The following is a 19,764-nucleotide window of genomic DNA, read 5'->3' as shown; positions in this document are numbered from 1 at the left end:
GCCAGTTGCCCAAGGAGATCGCCATGTCCCACGCCAAGCTGCAGTTGCTGCTGATCGATCCGCAAAACGATTTCTGCGATCTGCCGAGTGCGGCCCTGCCGGTACCCGGCGCGGTAGCCGGCCTGCAGCGCGTCGCCGCTCTGATCGAGCGCCTCGGGCCTCGACTCACCGGGGTGCATGTCACCCTGGATTCCCACCAGCCGCTGCACATCGCCCATCCGCACGGCTGGCAGGACGCCGCCGGGCAGCCACCGGCGCCCTTTACCCAGATCAGCGCGGACGAGGTGGCCGATGGTCGCTGGCAGACCCGCGAGCCGAGCGAGCGTGCCCGGGCGCTGGCCTATGTGCAGGCGCTGGAGGCTGGCGGTCGCTATCGCCTGGTGATCTGGCCGGAACACTGCCTGGTAGGCGGCTGGGGCCATGGGGTGCAGGAGGATGTCCACCAGGCGCTCAATGCCTGGGGCCGAGAGCAGGGGCGCCTGGTACAGTTCATCGCCAAGGGCGGCAATCCCCATACCGAACACTATTCGGCCCTGCGCGCCGAGGTGCTGGACCCGGCGGACCCGGGCACCGCGGTGGACGCCGGGCTGATCGCCCGGCTACAGGCGGCCGATACCCTGCTGGTGGCGGGCGAGGCGCTGTCCCACTGCGTGGCCAGCACCCTGCGCGACCTGCTGGAATTCTGGCCGGTGGAGCGGCGCCAGGACCTGGTGCTGTTGACCGACTGCAGTCATTCGGTGCCAGGCTTCGAAGCCCAGGGTGAAGCCTTCCTGGCCGAGATGCGCGCCGCCGGCATCCGCCTGGCGGCCTCGACGGACGAGTTCTAGCCCGTCCGTGCTTTGTCCTACTTGATCTCGTAGAGACCGGTGTAGGTCGCCGCAGCCAGCTGGTTGAGGTGGATCATGAAGCGGCCGACCGCATTGGTCGCCTCGGCCGGCACCGGCAGCTGCTCGACCTTGAGCGCATGCAGCTGGAAGATGTAGCGGTGCGGCTTGTCACCCTTGGGCGGCGCCGCGCCACCGAAGCCGCGGGTGCCGTAGTCGTTGATCAGTTGCAGGGCGCCTGCCGGCAGGCCCGAGCCATCGGCGCGGCCGGCGTCTTCCGCCAGGCCCTGGGTGCCGACCGGGATATTGACCACCACCCAGTGCCAGAATCCGCTGCCGGTGGGGGCATCCGGATCGTAGACGGTCAGCGCCAGACTCTTGGTATCAGCCGGCAGATCGGACCACTGCAGCGCAGGCGAGATGTTGTCGCCGTGGGCGCCGAAGTCGGCCACATCGAACTCGTGGCGCTTGGGCATGAAGCCGTTGTCGGTGAAGGCATCGGTCCAGAGTTTCACGGAGAGCTCCTGTGGCCTAGGGCATATGGGCGTCGGTCTCGCGCCAGACCAGACGATTGAGGTTGTAGCCCTTCTCACGGGCGATGCGCAGCAGCTTCTCGCTCTGCGCTGCGGAAATGTCGGGCTTGCGGGCCAGCAACCAGAGGTACTTGCGATCCGGACTGCCGACCAGGGCGGTCTTGTAGTCGTCGTCGACATAGAGGATCCAATAGGGTCCCTTGGCCACGTTGGGCAGGACGCCGCTGAACCAGGTGTCGAAGCGCACTTCGAGACGATCGGTCACGCCCGGCTTGATCGGGGTGGCAGTGCCCGTGGCTTCCTGCACCTTGCCGTCCAGGGTGCGGCAGCGGTTGAACACGGCGACCGAGCCATCGGCCATGACGTGATAGTTGGCTTCGGACTGGGCGCACTTGCGTTGGAAGAACATCGGCAGCCGCGCCACTTCGTACCAGTGCCCTTGGTAGCGCTGCAGATCGACATTGCCCGCGGTGAGCGGCGGGACCTCGCGCGGGCCACTGGCACAGGCCGCGAGCAGCCCGGCAGCACCCGCCAGCAGTAGAATCTTGGTAGAGGTTTTCATCGCAGACCCTGCCCGGCGAACATCGCCACCTTGTCGTTGAGATACTGCACGCTGATGAAGGAGCCGCGGTCGCCCCAGGTACAGGTGGTGACGCCCAGGGCGCCTGCGCATTCCGTGGGTGCGCCCAGGATCTGCTCCACCTCGGCCTTGGTCTGGCCAGCCTTGAGCCGGGAATAGTTTTCCTGATTGACCTTGCCGCAGCCGGCCAATACCAGGCTGCCCACCAGCAACAGCGCCAAGCGCCACTTCATACCTGCCTCCTCCATCCTGACGGCAAGGCTATAGAGCCCGCCTGGCCGCCAGGGTTCGCTTCGTCAGAAGCCGTTCACGATCTCGCGAGCTAGAGCCAAGCAAGACGACAATGCCTGAGAAAGCGGAATTTACAGATAGTAAATGAGCATTTCGAAGGCATTTTCAACGCCGCTTGGCCGACGCGCAGCAGATCGTGAGCGGCTTCTTAGCCGGCGAGGTAGGAGGAACGGGTAAGGCCCAGGCGCATGGCGTCGAGGAACTGGGTGCGCTCGCGCGCGGTGAGACGGGCGCTGGCGACCTTGTCGCGGTAGTAGGTCATCAGCTCCTCGGGCGAGAGGTGCACGTACCTGAGCATGTCCTCAATGGTGTCGTGGGTCTCGATGCCGCCATGGCGCACGCTGCCGTCGGCATCCTGGTAGACGTTCACCGAATCGGTGTCGCCGAACAGGTTGTGCATGTCGCCAAGGATCTCCTGGTAGGCGCCCACCAGGAACACCGCCAGCAGATAGTCCTCGCCCTCGCGCACCTCGTGCACCGGCAGGCTGGTCTCGATGCTCTGCTCGTCGACGTACTGCTTGATCTTGCCATCGGAATCACAGGTCAGGTCCTGCAGCACGGCGCGACGCACCGGCTCCTCGTCCAAGCGGGTCAGGGGCACGATCGGCAGGATCTGGTCGATGGCCCAGGTATCGGGCAGGCTCTGGAACACCGAGAAGTTGCAGATGTACTTGTCGGCCAGCTTGTCGTTGAGCTCGTCGAGCACCTGGCGGTGGGAGCGCTGGCGCGCCTTGAGCTGGTTGTACAGGCGGCGGCAGATGGCAAAGTAGCACTGCTCGGCCAGGGCCTTGTCGCTCAGGCTCAGGGTGCCGGCGGCATACTGGGCAGCGGCCTCGCTGACGTACTGGGTGGCGCGCCAATAGGTCTCGGTGACCATCTCCGGATCGGTGTCGCCGAGCAGCTCGGCCAGCCACTGCACCACCTCGGCCTTGCCTTCGAAGCGCTCGCTGGCCGGCACGCTGTCGTTGTGGCGCTCGACGTCGGTGACCTGCATCACCAGCATGGCGTGGTGGGCGGTCATGGCGCGGCCGCTTTCCGAGAAGATGTTGGGATGTGGCAATTCCTGCTGGTCGCAGAATTCCTTGAGCATGCCGACCACGGTACCGGCGTAGTCGTCCATGTCGTAGTTGATCGAGCTGGCGTTGCGCGAGTGGGTACCGTCGTAGTCCACGCCCAGGCCGCCGCCCACGTCGATGTGATCCAGCGGCAGGCCCAGGGCGCGCAACTCGGCGTAGTAGCGGATGGCTTCGCGGAAGCCCTGGCGATAGTCGGCCAGGTTGGCGATCTGCGAGCCCATGTGGAAGTGCAGCAGGCGCACGCCCTGCTCCAGGCCGGCGGCGCGGAAGCGTTCGATCACCGACAGCAGCTGGGCGGCGGAGAGGCCGAACTTGGACTTCTCGCCACCGGTATCGGCCCATTTGCTCGACGCCAGGGACGACAGCCGCACCCGCAGGCCGACCTGGGGCGTGACCTTGAGCTCGGCCGCCTCCTCGATCACCAGCGGGACCTCGGATTCCTTCTCGATGACGATGAAGACGCTGTGACCGAGCTTCTGGCCCATCAGCGCCAGGCGGATGAATTCGCGGTCCTTGTAGCCATTGCAGACGATGGTACCGCCCTTGGGCGCCAGCGCCAGCACCGCCATCAGCTCCGGCTTGGAGCCGGCCTCCAGGCCGATGGAGACGTCGCGGGTGGCGATGATGTTTTCCACCACCGCTTCCTGCTGGTTGACCTTGATCGGATAGAGGGCGGTGTAGCGACCCTGGTAGTCGAGGCGTTCGATGTTGCGATCGAAGGCGCCGGTCAGGTGCCGCACCTGGCCCTGGAGAATGTCGGGGAACCGCACCAGCAGTGGCAGCGACAGCCCCGCTTCGCGCAGCTGGCCGACCAGCACATGGAGGTCGATCGGCTGGCCGTCCGGGCCGTGGGGGCGGACTTCGACGTTGCCGGCATCGCTGATGGCGAAGTAGCCGGCACCCCAGTGGCGAATACCATAGACGCTGCGGCTGTCCGCCACGGTCCACTGGCTGCCGTCATCTTTGCGCGTGCGTCGTGGGGACATTCGCGGGAATCTCCTGTAGGGAATCTTGCTTTGGATGGACCGCCACCAGGGGCGGTAAGTTGTACGCGGGGGCTGGAAGGCCTGGCCTAGCCGCCCGACCGCTTGGTCTTGAAGCCGCGCTTTTCGAGTTCGCCGAGCAGCAAGTCGACATGATCGCCCTGGATCTCGATGACGCCATCCTTGAGCGCCCCGCCGGTCCCGCAGCGACGCTTGAGCGCGCTGGCCAGGTCCTTGAGCTCTTCCTCGCCCAGGGGGACGCCGCTGACCGTGGTCACCGTCTTGCCGCCGCGGCCCTTGGTCTCGCGCCGCACGCGGGCGATGCCGTCACCGGCCGGGGTCGGTGCCTGGGGTTCTTCCGGACGAATGCGGCCGACGTCGGTGGAATACACCAGCCGGCTGAGATCCGACAGCGAGGAGGTTTTCTTGCTCAAGGGACGGTTCTCCCAGTTCGATTCAGACGCCGGGCGCCTGGAGGAAACCTTGGATGCAGCGCCGGCCGGCACGGGCCGCGCTAGTCCGGGGCCGCGCAATGTAGCAGCATCGCCCACGGATGCTAAGGCGCGAATGCGAGAAATTAAGGCAGGGATGCGACATCCGACCGACTGACGGCCAGGCGCAGGGCCTCCAGCGAATCCGGGCAATAGGGCCGCTGGCGAGCCTCATCGAGAATGGCGGCCGGCGCCAGAAAGCGTGCCTCCAGTACCTCTTCCGGCTGCAGCCGCAGCGGGCCGTTCCAGCGCGTGCTGAACACGCCGCCCCAGAGGCGATTGCCGGGCTCTTCGAAATAGAAGGTGCCATGCTCGCGCAAGGCCACGCCGCTGACGCCCAGCTCCTCGGCCAGCTCGCGGGACGCCGATTGCGCATAGCTCTCGCCGGGCGCCACCATGCCGCCGGCAGCGACGTCCCAGTAGCCGGGATAAAGCGCCTTGCTCAGGGTGCGCCGGTGTACGCAGAGTTCGCCGGCGTCATTGAACAGCAGAATGAAGGTGCAGCGGCCGATCAGGCCACGGGCACGCAGTTCTGCCCGCGGCAATTCGCCCTGGATGCAGTCCTGGTGATCGACCCAGACCACTAGCTCCCGGTCGGAGGCGGCGCGATGCGCCGCCTCGCGTGCGTCCGGCGTCATCAGCCCTGTTCCAGCAACTGGCGCAGGTCGATGATGGCGGCGTTGGCGCGGGAGATGTAGTTGGCGATCACCAGCGAATGGTTGGCCAGGATGCCGAAGCCGCTGCCGTTGAGGATCATCGGACTCCAGACCGGCTGCTGCGCCGCTTCCAGTTCGCGGATGATCTCGCGCACGTTGACCGTAGCGTTCTTCTTGGCCAGGGTGTCGGCGAAGTCCACCTCGATGGCGCGCAGGATGTGCGACAGCGCCCAGGCCTGACCGCGGGCCTCGTAGAAGACGTTGTCGATCTGCAGCCAGGGCGTCTCGACGCGCTGTTCATGCACCTCCGGCACCTGGCCGGCAGGGATGTCCTGGTTCGGCCGCACCTCGGCATCGAGGCGTACGCGACCGACGCTGGCGGAGAGTCGCTGGGACAGCGAGCCCAGCCGGGTCTCGACATCGCCCAGCCAGTTGCGCAGGTTGTCCGAGCGCGAATAGAAGTAGGCGGCGGGCTGACCCTGGGCGTTCTGGCCACCCAGGCGCGCCAGGTAGCGATCCAGGGAGGCGATGCCGGCGCGGTACTCGGATTCCGACGAGGGCATGGCCCAGCTGTGGTTGTCGAAGTTGAAGCGCGGCTCGGCCTGGGCCAAATCGACGTCTTCGGTGGACTGCGACTGGGAACGGGCGAAGTCCTTGCGCAGGGCGCGCGCCAGGTCACGGGTCTGCACCAGCACGCCATATTCCCAGGACGGCATGTCGTCGAGCCAGAGGCCCGGCGGGAAGATGTCGTTGGAGAGATAGCCGCCCGGCTTGTCCAGCAGGGTGCCGGCCACCTGCTTGAGGGTCTCGACCGTGGTGTAGCCGAGCACCAGCTTGCGACCACTGGCCGTGGCCGCCTCCTGGGCATGCTGCTGCACCGGGAAGAAATCCGGCTCACGACTCCAGTACCAGCCTATCGCCAGGCTGACCAGCAGGTAGAGCGCGACGAGCGCTGCTACCAGCCGGAGCCATCCCGATCTCAAGTTCCACTCCCGCATGGGCAATTCCTTGCAATGATTTCAAAGGTGTCGGCGCTTGGACCCCTGCCCGCGGCGCCGGTTGCGCAGCCCTCGCAGGCCGCTCGGGCGCAATGCACCTGGGCAGCCGCCTCCGAGCCTAGGGTAACAGGCGACAAACGCTACTCCAGAAGCGACCGACAGTGTCCATGCGAGCGGCATCGCCGCCGCTAACCAGGGTACCGCCTCTCCCCTGCCAGCCAGCAATTGGTAGCATAGGGCCACCACCTCAAGAATGACGGAACAATTCGTGAGCGAACCAGATGATCCGAGCCGGGACCGCCTCAAGCTGCACTTCGCGCAACGGGTCATCCACCAGTCGCGTCAGGTGCTGGAGATCTGGCAGCGGCTGCAACGAGACGAATGGACGGCCGGCAGCCTGGCTGAACTGACCGACGCCAATGCGCGCCTGCTGCAATACGCGAAGCGCTTCGAGCAGCAGGGCCATGCCGAGCTCGCCGAGACCATCGGCGCTTCCCTGGCCCAGGTCGCCGCCAATCGCGGCCGCCTCAACAGCCAGGCCATCACCGAACTCAGCCAGGCCATGCAGAGCCTGTCGCGCACCGGGCTGCGCCAGGGCGACCAGCTGGAAACCACCAGCCTGCCGCCGCTGCGCAAGCCGATCTACATCGCCCTGCTCGACAGCGAGCGCGCCGAGCGCCTGGCGCAGCAGATGGAGTACTTCGGCGTCACCATCCAGATCGTCCACCATGCCGACGACTTCCGCGCGATGATGGACAGTCGCCATCCGGCGGTCATCGTCATGGACGTGGACTTCGGCGGTGCAGGCGCCGGCATACAGCTGGCGCTGGAGGCCCAGACCGGTCTCGAACGTAAGTTGCCGGTGCTGTTCTACAGCCACCAGGAGGCCGATACGCCCTTTCGCCTGGCGGCGGTGCGCGCCGGTGGCCAGGAGTTCTACACCGGCACCCTGGATTCGGCGCGGCTGCTGGAAAAGATCGAGACCCTCACCCGCACCGTCTACTACGATCCGATCCGCGCCCTGGTGGTGGACGATTCCCGCGCCCAGGCCATGGCCACGGAAATGGCGCTCAACAGCGCCGGCATCGTCACCCGCACCCTGATGCAACCCGGGGCGGTGATGGCGCACCTGGCGGAATTCGCCCCCGATCTGATCATCCTCGACATGTACATGCCCGAGTGCATCGGCACCGAGCTGGCCAAGGTCATCCGCCAGCACGAGCGCTATGTCAGCGTGCCCATCATCTATCTGTCGGCCGAGGACGATCTCGACAAGCAGCTGGATGCCATGAGCGAAGGCGGTGACGACTTCCTCACCAAGCCGATCAAGCCGCGCCACCTGATCGCCACGGTGCGCACCCGCGCCGCCCGGGCGCGCAGCCTGCAGGCACGCATCGTCCAGGACAGCCTCACCGGGCTGTACAACCACACCCATACCCTGCAATTGCTGGAAGACGCCTGCTTCCGCGCGCGGCGCAGCCAGCGACCGATCACCTTCGCCATGCTGGACATCGACCATTTCAAACAGGTCAACGACCACTACGGCCACCCCATGGGCGATCGGGTGATCAAGAGCCTGGCGCTGTTTCTCAAGCAGCGCCTGCGCAAGTCCGACCATATCGGCCGTTATGGCGGCGAGGAATTCGCCGTCGTGCTGCCCGACACCGACCTGGCCACCGCCACCCGCCTGATCGACGAGATCCGCCAGCGCTTCGCCGAGATCCACTATCCGGCACCGCCCAAGGAACTCAGCTGCACCTTCAGCGCCGGCGTAGCGCAGCTGCAGCCCGGCCAGGAGATGCCCGCGCTGGCCAAGCAGGCGGACGAAGCCCTCTATGCCGCCAAGCATGCGGGACGCAATTGCGTGCGTCAGTACGGCCAGGACTAGTCTGGCGGGCCGGGTGCCTCTGCTATGATCGGCCGCTGCCGATCGTCGAGAAGCCCATGCGTGTCCTGCTGTTCCTGCTCACCCTGCTGCTGACCCTGCCCGCCGCCGCCGGCCTGTTCGATGCACCGCGCCCGACCGCCACGCTGGGCCTGGACGGTCAGCGCGGGGGCCAGCAATTCCTGCCGGTGGATCAGGCCTTTCGCCTGGAGCAGCGCCGTGATGCCGAGGGCCGCCCCCTGGTGCGCTTCACCATCGCCGAGGGCTACTACCTCTATCGGCAGCGCTTCGCCTTCGACGCCGATCCCGGCCTGCTGAGCGCACCGGTGGTCCTGCCGCCCGGCGAGCCCAAGCACGATGAATGGTTCGGCGATGTCCAGGTCTATCACGCCGGCGTCGACATCCCCCTGCCCCTCGCGCCCGGCCGCGGCGGTCGGATCACGGTCACCTACCAGGGTTGCGCCGACCGAGGTCTCTGCTATCCACCGGAAACCCGCATCCTGGATATCGCCAGCTCCGCGGCCTTGCCCACGGTGAGCCCGGCGGCCAGCGCCCCTGCCCCCGATCAGGTCGGCTGGAACAGACTCCTGCTGGCCTTCCTCGCCGGGCTGGGGCTGACCTTCACCCCCTGCGTCCTGCCGATGCTGCCCATCGTCTCGGCGGTGGTGCTGGCCGGCAAGGCGCGTCCGGGTCGTGGCCTGCTGCTGGCGTTGGCCTACGTGGTGCCCATGGCCCTGAGCTTCGCGGCCCTGGGCGCGCTCATGGGCGTCTTTGGCGCCAGTCTCAATCTGCAGGCGCAACTGCAGTCGGCCTGGGTGCTGATTCCCTTCGCCGCGCTGTTCCTGCTGTTCGCCCTGGCCATGTTCGGCCTTTTCGAACTGCGCCTGCCGGCGGCCCTGCGCGAGCGCCTGGAACAGCTGGCCAGTGGCACCCGCGGCGGCTCCCTCGGCGGCGCGGCCGCCCTGGGCGTGCTCTCCAGCCTGATCGTCTCGCCCTGCGTCTCGGCGCCCCTGGCGGGCCTGTTGCTCTACATCAGCAGCACCGCCGATTGGCTTGGCGGCGGATTCGCCCTGTTCGCCCTGGGTCTGGGCATGGGTACCCCGCTGATCCTCATCGCCGCCGGTGGCGGTGCCCTGCTGCCACGCAGCGGCGCCTGGCTGGTGGGCATGCGCAACGCCTTTGGCGTGCTGCTGCTGGCGGTGGCCCTGTGGCTGCTCGAACGGCTGTTGCCGGGACCACTGGCCTTGGCCGCCTGGGGCCTGCTGGCCGCCGGCGTCGGGTTGTTTCTCGGGGCTCTGGAATTGGTGCCCAAGCCGCCCCGCCAGCGCCTGCTGCAACTGGTCGGACTGGCCCTGGTGGTCTATGGCGTGGCGGCGGGTATCGGCGCCCTGCGCGGCGCCAGCGATCCGCTACGACCGCTGGGCGACGCCGCGGCACCCGCCGTGGCTGCCCGCGCGGAGGTCATGCGCAGCCTGAGCGATCCCACCGCCCTGGCGAGCAGCCTCGGCAGCGGGCGACCCCTGCTGGTGGACGTCTATGCCGACTGGTGCATCAGCTGCAAGCTGATCGAGCGCGAGGTCTTCGGCAATCCCGAGATCCAGGCGCAATTGCGCGACTTCACGCTGATCCGTTTCGATATGACGCAAAGCACCCGGGAACAGCGCCAGTGGCTGGAGCAGCACGGCCTGTTCGGCCCGCCGGCGATCCTGTTCTATGATGCCAGCGGCCGGGAGCAGGCCAAGGCGCGCATCGTCGGCGAAATCGATGCCGCGGGCTTTCTCGCCCGACTCGACGAAGCAAAAAGGCTTATCACTAGCGATTAAAAGAATTTCGCCCAACGTGCGGGCATTTCCGGCAAACGTCTAGCGACTGGACAGTCACCTCCGGTTGCGGCATAGTCCGCGGCCAATCTGGTTGCGAAATCGCGAGGCAAGTGGCTATGGCGCATCTGCTGGTACTGCACGGGCCCAACCTGAATCTGCTGGGCACCCGCGAGCCGGGCGTCTACGGTGCTACCACCCTGGCCCAGATCAATGCCGATCTCGAAGCCCGTGCCACCGCGGCGGGGCATCGCCTGCAGTCTCTGCAAAGCAATGCCGAACACCTGCTGATCGAACGCATCCACGCCGCGCGCGACGAAGGGGTGGACTTCATCCTGATCAATCCGGCCGCCTTCACCCATACCAGCGTCGCGCTACGTGACGCCTTGCTCGCGGTGAGCATCCCATTCATCGAAGTGCACCTGTCGAATGTGCACAAGCGCGAAGCCTTCCGCCACCACTCCTATTTTTCCGACGTGGCGGTCGGTGTCATCTGCGGGCTCGGTGCCAGTGGCTATCGCCTGGCCCTGGAAGCCGCCTGCGAACAGCTCGCCGCCCGCGGCTGAGCGCGACTCAATATCCAGAACATCACCTGAACCCGAGGGGAGAGCCAACGCCAATGGACATCCGTAAAGTCAAGAAACTGATCGAGTTGCTGGAAGAGTCCGGTATCGACGAGCTGGAAATCCGCGAAGGCGAAGAGTCCGTCCGCATCAGCCGCAACACCGGCCGCAACCAAGGCATGCAGACCGTCTACGCCGCTGCCCCCGCGCCGGTCGCCGCTCCAGCTCCGGCCGCTGCGCCGGCCGCCGCCGCTCCTGCCGAAGCCGCCGCTCCGCAACTGACCGGTAACGTGGCTCGCTCGCCCATGGTCGGCACCTTCTACCGCGCGTCCTCGCCCACCACCCCGGCCTTCGTCGAAGTCGGCCAGCAGGTGAAGAAAGGCGACATCCTGTGCATCGTCGAAGCCATGAAGATGATGAACCACATCGAAGCCGAAGCCAGCGGTACCATCGGCCAGGTGCTGGTCGAGAACGGTCAGCCCGTCGAATTCGACCAGCCGCTGTTCACCATTGTCTAAGCCCGTGGAGCCCACGATGCTGGAAAAAGTCCTGATCGCCAACCGCGGGGAAATCGCCCTGCGCGTGGTGCGTGCCTGCAAGGAGCTGGGCATCAAGACGGTGGCGGTTCATTCCACCGCCGACCGCGAACTGATGCATCTGTCCCTCGCCGACGAATCGGTGTGCATCGGCCCGGCCCCCTCGCCCCTGTCCTACCTGAACATCCCGGCCATCATCAGCGCCGCGGAAGTCACCGGTGCCACCGCCATCCACCCCGGCTATGGCTTTCTCGCCGAGAACGCCGACTTCGCCGAGCAGGTCGAGCAGTCCGGTTTCGCCTTCGTCGGCCCCACCGCCAGCGTGATTCGCCTGATGGGCGACAAGGTCTCCGCCAAGAACGCCATGAAGCAGGCCGGCGTACCCACTGTACCGGGCTCCGATGGCGCCCTGCCGGATGACGAGGCCGAGTGCCTGCGCATCGGCCGCGAAGTCGGCTATCCGGTGATCATCAAGGCCGCCGGTGGCGGTGGTGGTCGCGGCATGCGCGTGGTGGAGGACGAGGCCGAGCTGATCAAATCGATCAAGCTGACCCAGACCGAAGCCGGCGCCGCCTTTGGCAACTCCATGGTCTACATGGAGAAGTTCCTCGGCAATCCGCGTCACGTGGAAGTCCAGGTGCTTTCCGATGGCCAGGGCAATGCCGTGCACCTCTACGATCGCGACTGCTCGCTGCAGCGCCGCCACCAGAAGGTCATCGAAGAGGCGCCTGCGCCCCAGATCGACGAAAAGGCCCGTGAAGAAGTCCTGGCGCGCTGCGTCAAGGCCTGCATCGACATCGGCTACCGGGGCGCCGGCACCTTCGAATTCCTTTACGAAGACGGCCGCTTCTACTTCATCGAGATGAACACCCGCGTGCAGGTAGAGCATCCGGTGACCGAGATGATCACTGGTGTCGACATCGTCAAGGAGATGCTCAGCATCGCCGCTGGCAACAAACTGTCGATCAAGCAGGAAGACATCAAGATCACCGGTCACGCCATCGAGTGCCGGATCAACGCCGAAGACCCCAAGACCTTCATGCCCTCCCCGGGCCTGGTCAAGCATTTCCATGCCCCGGGCGGCAACGGCGTGCGGGTCGATTCGCACCTGTACAGCGGCTACAAGGTTCCGCCGAACTACGATTCGCTGATCGCCAAGCTGATCACCTGGGGCAAGACCCGCGACGAGGCCATGGCCCGGATGCGCAACGCCCTGGACGAGCTGATCGTCGACGGCATCAAGACCAACGCCGATCTGCACCGGATGCTGACCCGCGACCAGGCCTTCGGGCAGGGCGCGGTGAACATCCACTACCTGGAGAAGAAGCTCGGCATGCGCCACTGAGGACGTGACGGCTGTGCGTCGGCCAGGCTGCGTTGGAAATCGCCTCGGAATGCTCATTTACGCTGTGTAAACTGCGCTTCCTCGGCGATTTCCGCCTTGCCTGACCTAGCTCGCTCGTCCCGCCGGCTTCTATCCAATAGACGGGCTGCCCTCGGGCAGCCCGTTTTCATTTACCCTCCCCGCTTTGACCCGATTCAGGTAGCCCACCATGTCCTGGCTGCAAGTCCGCCTCGCCCTCACCCCCGCCCAGGCGGAAACCTACGAAGACCTCATGCTCGAATTGGGCGCCGTCTCGGTGACCTTCATGGACGCCGAGGACCAGCCGATCTTCGAGCCGGATCTGGGCACCACCCCGCTGTGGTCCCAGACCCACCTGCTGGCGCTGTTCGAAGGCGACACCGACGCCGCGGCCCTGGAACAGCGCGTGCAGCTGCTGGCCAACGGCCTGACCTACGAGGTGGAGCGCCTGGAAGACCAGGAGTGGGAGCGCAGCTGGATGGACAACTTCCAGCCCATGCGCTTCGGCCAGCGGCTGTGGATCGTCCCCAGCTGGCACGAGGCCCCGGAACCCGAGGCGGTCAATCTGCTGCTGGATCCGGGCCTGGCCTTCGGTACCGGCACCCATCCCACCACCTCGCTGTGCCTGCAATGGCTGGACGGCGAACCGGTCGCAGGTCGGCAGGTGCTGGATTTCGGCTGCGGCTCAGGCATCCTCGCCATCGCCGCCCTGCTGCTGGGCGCCGAGCGCGCCGTGGGCACCGACATCGACGTCCAGGCCCTGGAAGCCTCGCGGGAGAACGCCAATCGCAACGGCATCGACCCGGCACGCTTTCCGCTCTATCTGCCCGCCGATCTGCCAGACGAGCCGGCCGACGTGGTGGTGGCCAACATCCTTGCCGGTCCGCTGGTCGGCCTGGCCGAGCAAATCACCCGTCTGACCCGCATCGGCGGGCGCCTGGCGCTTTCCGGCATCCTCGCCGAGCAGGCCGAGGACGTGCGCGCCGCCTACGCCGGCTGCTTCGACCTGGAGCCCACCGCCACCCTGGACGGCTGGGTGCGCATCAGCGGGACCCGCCGCCGCTGATCGGCCAAGGCTCCACCAGGCCGCTTACCCGGCGGCCCGGTGGAGCCCCTTCTTTCGCCTGGGCCTTCGGGTACACTAGCGCGCTTAAATTCCCTGGCTGTCGCCTCGCCATGACCGAATCCCTCGTCGCCCAGTGTCCGCATTGCCATACCCGCTTCCGCGTCACCCAGGAACACCTGGCCGCCGCGGATGGCGACGTACGCTGTGGCGTCTGCCTGGAAGTGTTCAACGCCAGCAATCAGGCCGCGCCTTTGACGGCACCGGAACCCGTGCCCGCGCCGCCCATGCCGGCGCCGACGCCCAGTGAAGCGGCCTGGCCCCATGACGAACTGGACCTGAGCCATCTGGAATTGGACGCCGAGGTTGCTCGCCTGGGCGCCCTGGAAGAACAGCGCCGCGCGCCGACTGCGCCTCCCGCCATCGCCGCGCCGCCTGCCGTCACCACGCCGCGGGAAGAACCGGCACCGGCCCAAGGCCTGGCTGCCCGCCGCCGCCAGGAAGACGAGGAGGCCTTCGCGCTGCCTTCGCTTGGCGCCCTATCCGCCGCACGCGAACCCGAGCCGGAATCCCTGCGCCTGCCGACCGAGCCCGAAGTGGCATTCGAGCCCGAACCGCTGTCTGCGCCCCTCACCGCCGCCGAACCGGAACCAGCGCTTGCGCCGGAACCCGCATTCGCATCGGAACCCGAGCCCGAGCCAGCCATCAGCCCCTTGCCTGCCGTCGCGCCGGCGGCCCCGCTCACGGCCCTGCGCGCCCCGCTGAAACCGGCCCCGGCCACGCCGCCCGCGCCCCTCACCGCCGCCCCGGCCGAGCGCCAGGAGCCGGCACTCGGCCGGGTCGAGGCCGACGAAGACGAACGCGCCGAACCCGGCCTGGGCCGCCTCGACGACTGGCAGGAGCCCGCAGCCGAACCTCTCAGCGCCGACCGCAACGACGAGGCGCCGCCGGCCAAGTCCGCAGGCGTCCTGCGCAGCGAGCCGGAATGGCAGGACGATCCGCTGCTGGACCTGCACGACGAACCGCTGCAACTGGACAGTCATCAGCTGCGCCCGCACTGGGGGCGCCGCCTGCTGTGGCTCCTGCTCTGCCTGCTGGCACTGCTCGGCCTGGCCGGCCAGTACGTCTATTACCACTTCGACGAACTGGCACGGCAGGACAGCTATCGCCCGCTGTTCGTCCAGGCCTGTGCCAGCCTGGGCTGCAAGGTGCCGTCCAAGGTCGATGTCCAGCAGATCCGCAGCAGCAACCTGGTGGTGCGCAGCCATCCGCAATTCTCCGGCGCCCTGCGTGTCGATGCCATCCTCTACAACCGGGCGCCCTTCTCGCAGCCCTTTCCGATGCTGGAATTGCGCTTCGCCGACCTCAACGGCCAGCTGCTCGCCAGCCGCCGTTTCAAGCCGGGCGAATACCTGAATGGCGAACTGAAAGGCCAGGACGAGATGCCGCCGCAGACGCCGATCCACATCGCGCTGGACATTCTCGACCCCGGCCCGCGGGCGGTGAACTACAGTCTGAGCTTCTTCTCGCCGGAGTAGCCCCAGGGTGAATTGCTCATAAACTAGCCAACTCGCGCTTTATCCCGAGGCGGCGAGCGGGTATCATTCCCAACCCTTTTCAAGCACAGCAGCCCCTGTCCGCGGCCGGTTTCCGGCGCAGGCGGAACAGGCGCCTATTCGCCAGGGAAAAAGATATGTCGATGGTACGCATCGGCCCTTATACCTTGCCCAATCCGCTGATTCTCGCGCCCATGGCCGGGGTCACCGACCTGCCCTTCCGGCGCCTGTGCCTGGCACTCGGCGCCGGCATGGCCGTGTCGGAAATGGTGACCAGTGACGTGCGGCTCTATGACAGCCGCAAGTCGCGGCTGCGCCTGATCCACGCCAGCGAGCAGGAACCGCGTTCGGTGCAGATCGCCGGCGGCGATCCGGCGATGCTGGCCGAAGCGGCCCAGCGCAATGTCGAACTGGGTGCCCAGATCATCGACATCAACATGGGCTGTCCGGCGAAAAAGGTCTGCAACAAGGCCGCCGGCTCCGCGCTGATGAAGGACGAGGCCCTGGTGGCCGAGATCCTCGCCGCCGTGGTGGCGGCAGTGGACGTGCCCGTGACCCTGAAGATCCGCACCGGCTGGAATCCCGACAATCGCAACGGCCTGCGCATCGCGCAGCTGGCCGAGGCGGCTGGCATCCAGGCCCTGGCCGTGCATGGCCGTACCCGCGACGACCGGTTCCTCGGCGCCGCCGAATACGACACCATCGCCGCCATCAAGCAGGCGGTCGACATCCCGGTGTTCGCCAACGGCGACATCGACAGCCCGGAAAAGGCCCGCAAGGTGTTCGAACACACCGGCTGCGACGGCCTGTTGATCGGCCGCGCCGCCCAGGGTCGGCCCTGGATCTTCCGCGAGATCGCCCACTACCTGGCGACCGGCGAACACCTGGCGGCGCCCAGCGCTGCCGAGGTGGAGGCCATCCTGCTGGAACACCTCGACGCCCTGCACGCCTTCTACGGCCCGGAAATGGGCGTGCGCATCGCCCGCAAGCACGTCGGCTGGTACCTGGCCGACCGGCCGGGCGCCGCGGAATCGCGCGCCCAGTTCAACCGACTGCAAGACACCCAAGCCCAGCACGCCAGCATTCGCGCGTTCTTCGCGCAGCCCCCGACCGGGAAGCAGGTGGCATGAATTCGATGACCGAGACTTTGACTGGAACAGCGCCCGTGAGTGACAACGGCGACCTCAAGCAGCACCTGACCGCTCCCCTGCAGGAAGGCCAGACGCTGCGCGACAGCGTGGAAAAGGCGCTGCGCAATTACTTCGCCCACCTCGATGGGCAGCCGGTGACCGACGTCTACAACATGGTGCTCTGCGAAGTGGAAGCACCCCTGCTCGAAAGCGTGATGAATTACGTCAAGGGCAACCAGACCAAGGCGTCGGAGATGCTCGGGCTCAATCGCGGCACCCTGCGCAAGAAGCTCAAGCAGTACGACCTGCTCTGATCCGCCTCCTCGCCGGCGGCCCAGGGGGCTTGACCGGCGGTCTTCTTCCTCCTGATGGACATGACCATGACCGACCAGACCTCTCGCCTCCCCGTCCGCCGTGCGCTGATCAGCGTGTCCGACAAGACGGGCGTCGTCGACTTCGCCCGTGAACTCGCGGCCATCGGCGTGGAAATCCTGTCCACCGGCGGCACCTACAAGCTCTTGCGCGACGAAGGCATCCCGGCGGTGGAAGTCGCCGACTACACCGGCTTCCCGGAGATGATGGACGGTCGCGTCAAGACCCTGCATCCCAAGATCCACGGCGGCATCCTCGGTCGTCGTGGCGTCGACCATGAGGTGATGAGCGAACACGGCATCCGTCCGATCGACCTGGTCGCAGTCAATCTCTACCCCTTCGCCGCCACCGTGGCCAAGCCCGGCTGCAGCCTGGCCGACGCCATCGAGAACATCGACATCGGCGGCCCGACCATGGTCCGCAGTGCCGCGAAGAACCACAAGGACGTCGCCATCGTGGTCAACGCCAGCGACTACGCGGCCATCCTCGACGATCTCAAGGCCGGCGGCCTGACCTATGCCCAGCGCTTCGACCTGGCGCTCAAGGCCTTCGAGCACACCGCCGCCTACGACGGCATGATCGCCAACTACCTGGGCAGCATCGACCAGCAGGCCGAGACCCTGTCCACCGCAGGCCGTGCCGCCTTCCCGCGCACCTTCAGCGCCCAGTTCATCAAGGCGCAGGACATGAGATACGGCGAGAACCCGCACCAACAGGCCGCCTTCTATGTCGAGCACGCCAGCGAAGCCTGCGTGGCCACCGCCACCCAGCTGCAGGGCAAGGAACTGTCCTTCAACAACGTCGCCGACACCGACGCCGCCCTGGAAACCGTGAAGAGCTACGACGCGCCGGCCTGCGTCATCGTCAAGCACGCCAACCCCTGCGGCGTGGCCGTGGCCGGCGACATCCGCCAGGCCTATGAACTGGCCTATGCCACCGACAGCGAGTCGGCCTTTGGCGGCATCATCGCCTTCAACCGCGAATTGGACGCCGAGACCGCCCGCGCCATCGTCGAACGTCAGTTCGTCGAGGTGATCATCGCCCCGCGCGTCAGCGCCGAGGCCCGCGAGGTGGTGGCGGCCAAGGCCAACGTCCGCCTGCTGGAATGCGGCGAATGGCCCGCCGAGCGCAAGCCCGGCCTGGACCTCAAGCGCGTCAACGGCGGTCTGCTGGTGCAGAGCCGCGACATCGCCATGATCACCGCCGACGACCTCAAGGTGGTGACCCAGCGCGCGCCCAGCGAGCAGGAGCTGCAAGACCTGATCTTCGCCTGGAAGGTGGCCAAATTCGTCAAATCCAATGCCATCGTCTACGCCAAGGGTCAGCAGACCGTGGGTATCGGTGCCGGCCAGATGAGCCGCGTCAACTCGGCACGCATCGCCGCCATCAAGGCCGAACACGCCGGTCTGGCCGTGGCCGGGGCGGTCATGGCCTCGGACGCCTTCTTCCCCTTCCGTGACGGCATCGACAACGCCGCGGCCAATGGCATCACCGCGGTGATCCAGCCGGGCGGCTCCATGCGCGACGCCGAGGTCATCGCCGCCGCCGACGAAGCCGGCATCGCCATGGTCTTCACCGGCATGCGCCACTTCCGTCACTAAGGCCCGCCCTGCCGAAGGCATCGGGCCTTCGGCGTCGACTCCATCGTCAACGGCGGATGGCCACGTGCGGTCCGCCCAGAGGAAAGCTTCATGAACGTACTCATCATCGGCAGCGGCGGTCGCGAACACGCCCTGGCCTGGAAGGTCGCCCAGGACACCCGGGTCACCAAGGTCTACGTCGCCCCCGGCAACGCCGGCACCGCCACCGAGGCCAAGTGCGAGAACGTCGCCCTCGACGTCCTGGCCCTGGACCAGTTGGCCGACTTCGCCGCCGCCAACGTCGAGCTGACCATCGTCGGTCCCGAGGCGCCGCTGGTGGCCGGGGTGGTCGATCTGTTCCGCCGCCGCGGCCTGCCCTGCTTCGGCCCCACCGCCGGCGCGGCCCAGCTGGAAGGCTCCAAGGCCTTCACCAAGGACTTCCTGGCCCGGCACCAGATCCCCACCGCCGCCTATGCCAACTTCACCGAGGTGGAGCCGGCCCTGGCCTATCTGCGCGAACAGGGTGCGCCCATCGTGATCAAGGCCGATGGCCTGGCCGCCGGCAAGGGCGTGATCGTCGCCATGACCCTGGCCGAAGCCGAGGACGCCGTGCGTGACATGCTTTCCGGCAACGCCTTCGGCGATGCCGGGGCGCGGGTGGTGATCGAGGAATTCCTCGACGGCGAGGAAGCCAGCTTCATCGTCATGGTCGACGGCAAGAACGTGCTGCCCATGGCCACCAGCCAGGACCACAAGCGCGTCGGCGACGGCGACAGCGGCCCCAACACCGGCGGCATGGGCGCCTACTCCCCGGCGCCGGTGGTGACCCCCGAGGTCCACGCCCGGGTCATGCGCGAAATCATCGAACCCACCGTGGCCGGCATGGCCCGCGAAGGCAATGTCTACACCGGCTTTCTCTACGCCGGTCTGATGATCGACCAGAGCGGTGCGCCCAAGGTCATCGAATTCAACTGCCGTTTCGGCGATCCCGAGACCCAACCGGTGATGCTGCGCCTGCAGTCCAGCCTGGTGCTGCTGGTGGAAGCCGCCCTGGCCGAGGCCCTCGACAAGATCGAAGCCTGCTGGGATCCGCGCTCGAGCCTGGGCATCGTCCTGGCCGCTGGCGGCTATCCAGGCGACTACGCCAAGGGTGATGCCATCGCCGGTCTCGAAGCTGCCGCGGCCCTGCCGGGCAAGGTGTTCCACGCCGGCACCAGCCTGCGCGACGGTCAGGTCGTGACGGCCGGCGGTCGGGTGCTGTGCGCCACGGCCCTGGGCGAAACGGTCTCCGCCGCCCAGCAGAACGCCTCAGTGCTAGCCCGGGAAATCTCCTGGAAGGGCTGCTTCTACCGCAGCGACATCGGCTACCGCGCCATCGCCCGCGAGCGACAGTGAAGCTCACCTAAGGGATCAGCCTGTTACACTGTTACGTCAACAGACGTGACGGGCTGATCTATACTCGAC

Annotated in this window: 19 protein-coding genes; 12 read left to right on the top strand and 7 right to left on the bottom strand. The window is 66.9% G+C overall.

Annotated features, from left to right (window positions below):
- The first annotated feature begins 23 nt into the window (after positions 1–23).
- Complete coding sequence (locus tag LRS53_RS18395; protein ID WP_231356886.1) at positions 24–827, top strand: hypothetical protein; 804 nt, start codon at positions 24–26, stop codon at positions 825–827.
- A gap of 17 nt (positions 828–844) precedes the next feature.
- Here LRS53_RS18395 and LRS53_RS18390 read toward each other — a convergent pair whose 3' ends face one another.
- The 7 genes from LRS53_RS18390 to LRS53_RS18360 form a co-directional block, all read right to left on the bottom strand.
- Positions 845–1,339, bottom strand: coding sequence for a YbhB/YbcL family Raf kinase inhibitor-like protein (locus LRS53_RS18390; RefSeq protein WP_231356885.1), 495 nt, complete (start codon positions 1,337–1,339; stop codon positions 845–847).
- 16 nt (positions 1,340–1,355) lie between these two features.
- Positions 1,356–1,919 carry a lipocalin family protein gene (locus LRS53_RS18385; RefSeq protein WP_231356884.1) on the bottom strand — a complete coding sequence of 188 codons (564 nt, stop codon included), beginning with the start codon at positions 1,917–1,919 and terminating at the stop codon, positions 1,356–1,358.
- Complete coding sequence (locus LRS53_RS18380; RefSeq protein ID WP_064309282.1) at positions 1,916–2,170, bottom strand: hypothetical protein; 255 nt, start codon at positions 2,168–2,170, stop codon at positions 1,916–1,918. The genes LRS53_RS18385 and LRS53_RS18380 overlap by 4 nt, the downstream gene beginning before the upstream one ends.
- 206 nt (positions 2,171–2,376) lie before the next feature.
- Complete coding sequence (gene speA, locus LRS53_RS18375) at positions 2,377–4,290, bottom strand: arginine decarboxylase (protein WP_007161593.1); 1,914 nt, start codon at positions 4,288–4,290, stop codon at positions 2,377–2,379.
- 86 nt (positions 4,291–4,376) lie between these two features.
- Positions 4,377–4,721, bottom strand: a complete 345-nt coding sequence (locus LRS53_RS18370; RefSeq protein WP_017641051.1) for a translation initiation factor Sui1 — start codon at positions 4,719–4,721, stop codon at positions 4,377–4,379.
- 143 nt (positions 4,722–4,864) lie between these two features.
- Positions 4,865–5,416, bottom strand: coding sequence for an NUDIX hydrolase (locus LRS53_RS18365; protein WP_231356883.1), 552 nt, complete (start codon positions 5,414–5,416; stop codon positions 4,865–4,867).
- Positions 5,416–6,432 carry a DUF2333 family protein gene (locus tag LRS53_RS18360; protein WP_064309283.1) on the bottom strand — a complete coding sequence of 339 codons (1,017 nt, stop codon included), beginning with the start codon at positions 6,430–6,432 and terminating at the stop codon, positions 5,416–5,418. Before LRS53_RS18360 ends, LRS53_RS18365 begins: the two co-directional genes overlap by 1 nt.
- 268 nt (positions 6,433–6,700) lie before the next feature.
- Here LRS53_RS18360 and LRS53_RS18355 point away from each other — a divergent pair, with 268 nt between their 5' ends.
- From LRS53_RS18355 to purD, 11 genes are all read left to right on the top strand, one after another.
- Positions 6,701–8,320 (top strand): response regulator, encoded by a 1,620-nt coding sequence (locus LRS53_RS18355; protein ID WP_068384974.1) that lies wholly within the window; start codon positions 6,701–6,703, stop codon positions 8,318–8,320.
- 56 nt (positions 8,321–8,376) lie between these two features.
- Positions 8,377–10,140: a protein-disulfide reductase DsbD gene (dsbD, locus tag LRS53_RS18350; protein ID WP_231356882.1), complete on the top strand. Its 1,764-nt coding sequence runs from the start codon at positions 8,377–8,379 to the stop codon at positions 10,138–10,140.
- Between the two features lie 116 nt (positions 10,141–10,256).
- The gene (gene aroQ, locus LRS53_RS18345; protein ID WP_017641056.1) at positions 10,257–10,703 is read left to right on the top strand and encodes a type II 3-dehydroquinate dehydratase; all 447 of its coding nucleotides are present in this window, start codon (positions 10,257–10,259) and stop codon (positions 10,701–10,703) included.
- 53 nt (positions 10,704–10,756) lie between these two features.
- Positions 10,757–11,218: an acetyl-CoA carboxylase biotin carboxyl carrier protein gene (accB, locus tag LRS53_RS18340; protein WP_017641057.1), complete on the top strand. Its 462-nt coding sequence runs from the start codon at positions 10,757–10,759 to the stop codon at positions 11,216–11,218.
- A 16-nt stretch (positions 11,219–11,234) separates the two neighbouring features.
- Entirely contained in the window at positions 11,235–12,581 is a 1,347-nt protein-coding gene (gene accC, locus LRS53_RS18335) for an acetyl-CoA carboxylase biotin carboxylase subunit (RefSeq protein ID WP_064309286.1), read from the top strand.
- A gap of 208 nt (positions 12,582–12,789) precedes the next feature.
- Positions 12,790–13,665, top strand: a complete 876-nt coding sequence (prmA, locus tag LRS53_RS18330) for a 50S ribosomal protein L11 methyltransferase (RefSeq protein WP_017641059.1) — start codon at positions 12,790–12,792, stop codon at positions 13,663–13,665.
- A gap of 110 nt (positions 13,666–13,775) precedes the next feature.
- Complete coding sequence (locus LRS53_RS18325; RefSeq protein WP_231356881.1) at positions 13,776–15,200, top strand: DUF3426 domain-containing protein; 1,425 nt, start codon at positions 13,776–13,778, stop codon at positions 15,198–15,200.
- Positions 15,201–15,355: 155 nt separating this feature from the next.
- Positions 15,356–16,348: a tRNA dihydrouridine synthase DusB gene (gene dusB, locus LRS53_RS18320; protein ID WP_231356880.1), complete on the top strand. Its 993-nt coding sequence runs from the start codon at positions 15,356–15,358 to the stop codon at positions 16,346–16,348.
- A complete protein-coding gene (fis, locus tag LRS53_RS18315; protein ID WP_026083845.1) occupies positions 16,345–16,662 on the top strand; it encodes a DNA-binding transcriptional regulator Fis in 318 nt (105 codons plus the stop codon). Before dusB ends, fis begins: the two co-directional genes overlap by 4 nt.
- A 66-nt stretch (positions 16,663–16,728) precedes the next feature.
- Positions 16,729–18,321: a bifunctional phosphoribosylaminoimidazolecarboxamide formyltransferase/IMP cyclohydrolase gene (gene purH, locus LRS53_RS18310; protein ID WP_231356879.1), complete on the top strand. Its 1,593-nt coding sequence runs from the start codon at positions 16,729–16,731 to the stop codon at positions 18,319–18,321.
- Between the two features lie 90 nt (positions 18,322–18,411).
- Entirely contained in the window at positions 18,412–19,695 is a 1,284-nt protein-coding gene (gene purD / locus LRS53_RS18305; RefSeq protein ID WP_231356878.1) for a phosphoribosylamine--glycine ligase, read from the top strand.
- Positions 19,696–19,764: the final 69 nt, after the last annotated feature.

The organism is Pseudomonas sp. PLB05 (genome assembly GCF_021106615.1).
GTDB lineage: Bacteria > Pseudomonadota > Gammaproteobacteria > Pseudomonadales > Pseudomonadaceae > Chryseomonas > Chryseomonas benzopyrenica.
The sequence above is the reverse complement of the archived record's forward strand: the minus strand, read 5'-3'. Positions and strand labels throughout refer to the sequence as shown.

Excerpts from the sequence above, each read along its gene's own strand:
- LRS53_RS18365 (WP_231356883.1), bottom strand. The coding sequence starts at position 5,416 with ATGACGCCGGACGCACGCGAGGCGGCGCATCGCGCCGCCTCCGACCGG.
- prmA (WP_017641059.1), top strand. The coding sequence starts at position 12,790 with ATGTCCTGGCTGCAAGTCCGCCTCGCCCTCACCCCCGCCCAGGCGGAA.
- accB (WP_017641057.1), top strand. The coding sequence starts at position 10,757 with ATGGACATCCGTAAAGTCAAGAAACTGATCGAGTTGCTGGAAGAGTCC.
- speA (WP_007161593.1), bottom strand. The coding sequence starts at position 4,290 with ATGTCCCCACGACGCACGCGCAAAGATGACGGCAGCCAGTGGACCGTG.
- LRS53_RS18395 (WP_231356886.1), top strand. The coding sequence starts at position 24 with ATGTCCCACGCCAAGCTGCAGTTGCTGCTGATCGATCCGCAAAACGAT.
- LRS53_RS18325 (WP_231356881.1), top strand. The coding sequence starts at position 13,776 with ATGACCGAATCCCTCGTCGCCCAGTGTCCGCATTGCCATACCCGCTTC.
- accC (WP_064309286.1), top strand. The coding sequence starts at position 11,235 with ATGCTGGAAAAAGTCCTGATCGCCAACCGCGGGGAAATCGCCCTGCGC.
- dusB (WP_231356880.1), top strand. The coding sequence starts at position 15,356 with ATGTCGATGGTACGCATCGGCCCTTATACCTTGCCCAATCCGCTGATT.
- purH (WP_231356879.1), top strand. The coding sequence starts at position 16,729 with ATGACCGACCAGACCTCTCGCCTCCCCGTCCGCCGTGCGCTGATCAGC.
- LRS53_RS18385 (WP_231356884.1), bottom strand. The coding sequence starts at position 1,919 with ATGAAAACCTCTACCAAGATTCTACTGCTGGCGGGTGCTGCCGGGCTG.
- fis (WP_026083845.1), top strand. The coding sequence starts at position 16,345 with ATGAATTCGATGACCGAGACTTTGACTGGAACAGCGCCCGTGAGTGAC.
- aroQ (WP_017641056.1), top strand. The coding sequence starts at position 10,257 with ATGGCGCATCTGCTGGTACTGCACGGGCCCAACCTGAATCTGCTGGGC.
- dsbD (WP_231356882.1), top strand. The coding sequence starts at position 8,377 with ATGCGTGTCCTGCTGTTCCTGCTCACCCTGCTGCTGACCCTGCCCGCC.
- LRS53_RS18360 (WP_064309283.1), bottom strand. The coding sequence starts at position 6,432 with ATGCGGGAGTGGAACTTGAGATCGGGATGGCTCCGGCTGGTAGCAGCG.
- LRS53_RS18380 (WP_064309282.1), bottom strand. The coding sequence starts at position 2,170 with ATGAAGTGGCGCTTGGCGCTGTTGCTGGTGGGCAGCCTGGTATTGGCC.
- purD (WP_231356878.1), top strand. The coding sequence starts at position 18,412 with ATGAACGTACTCATCATCGGCAGCGGCGGTCGCGAACACGCCCTGGCC.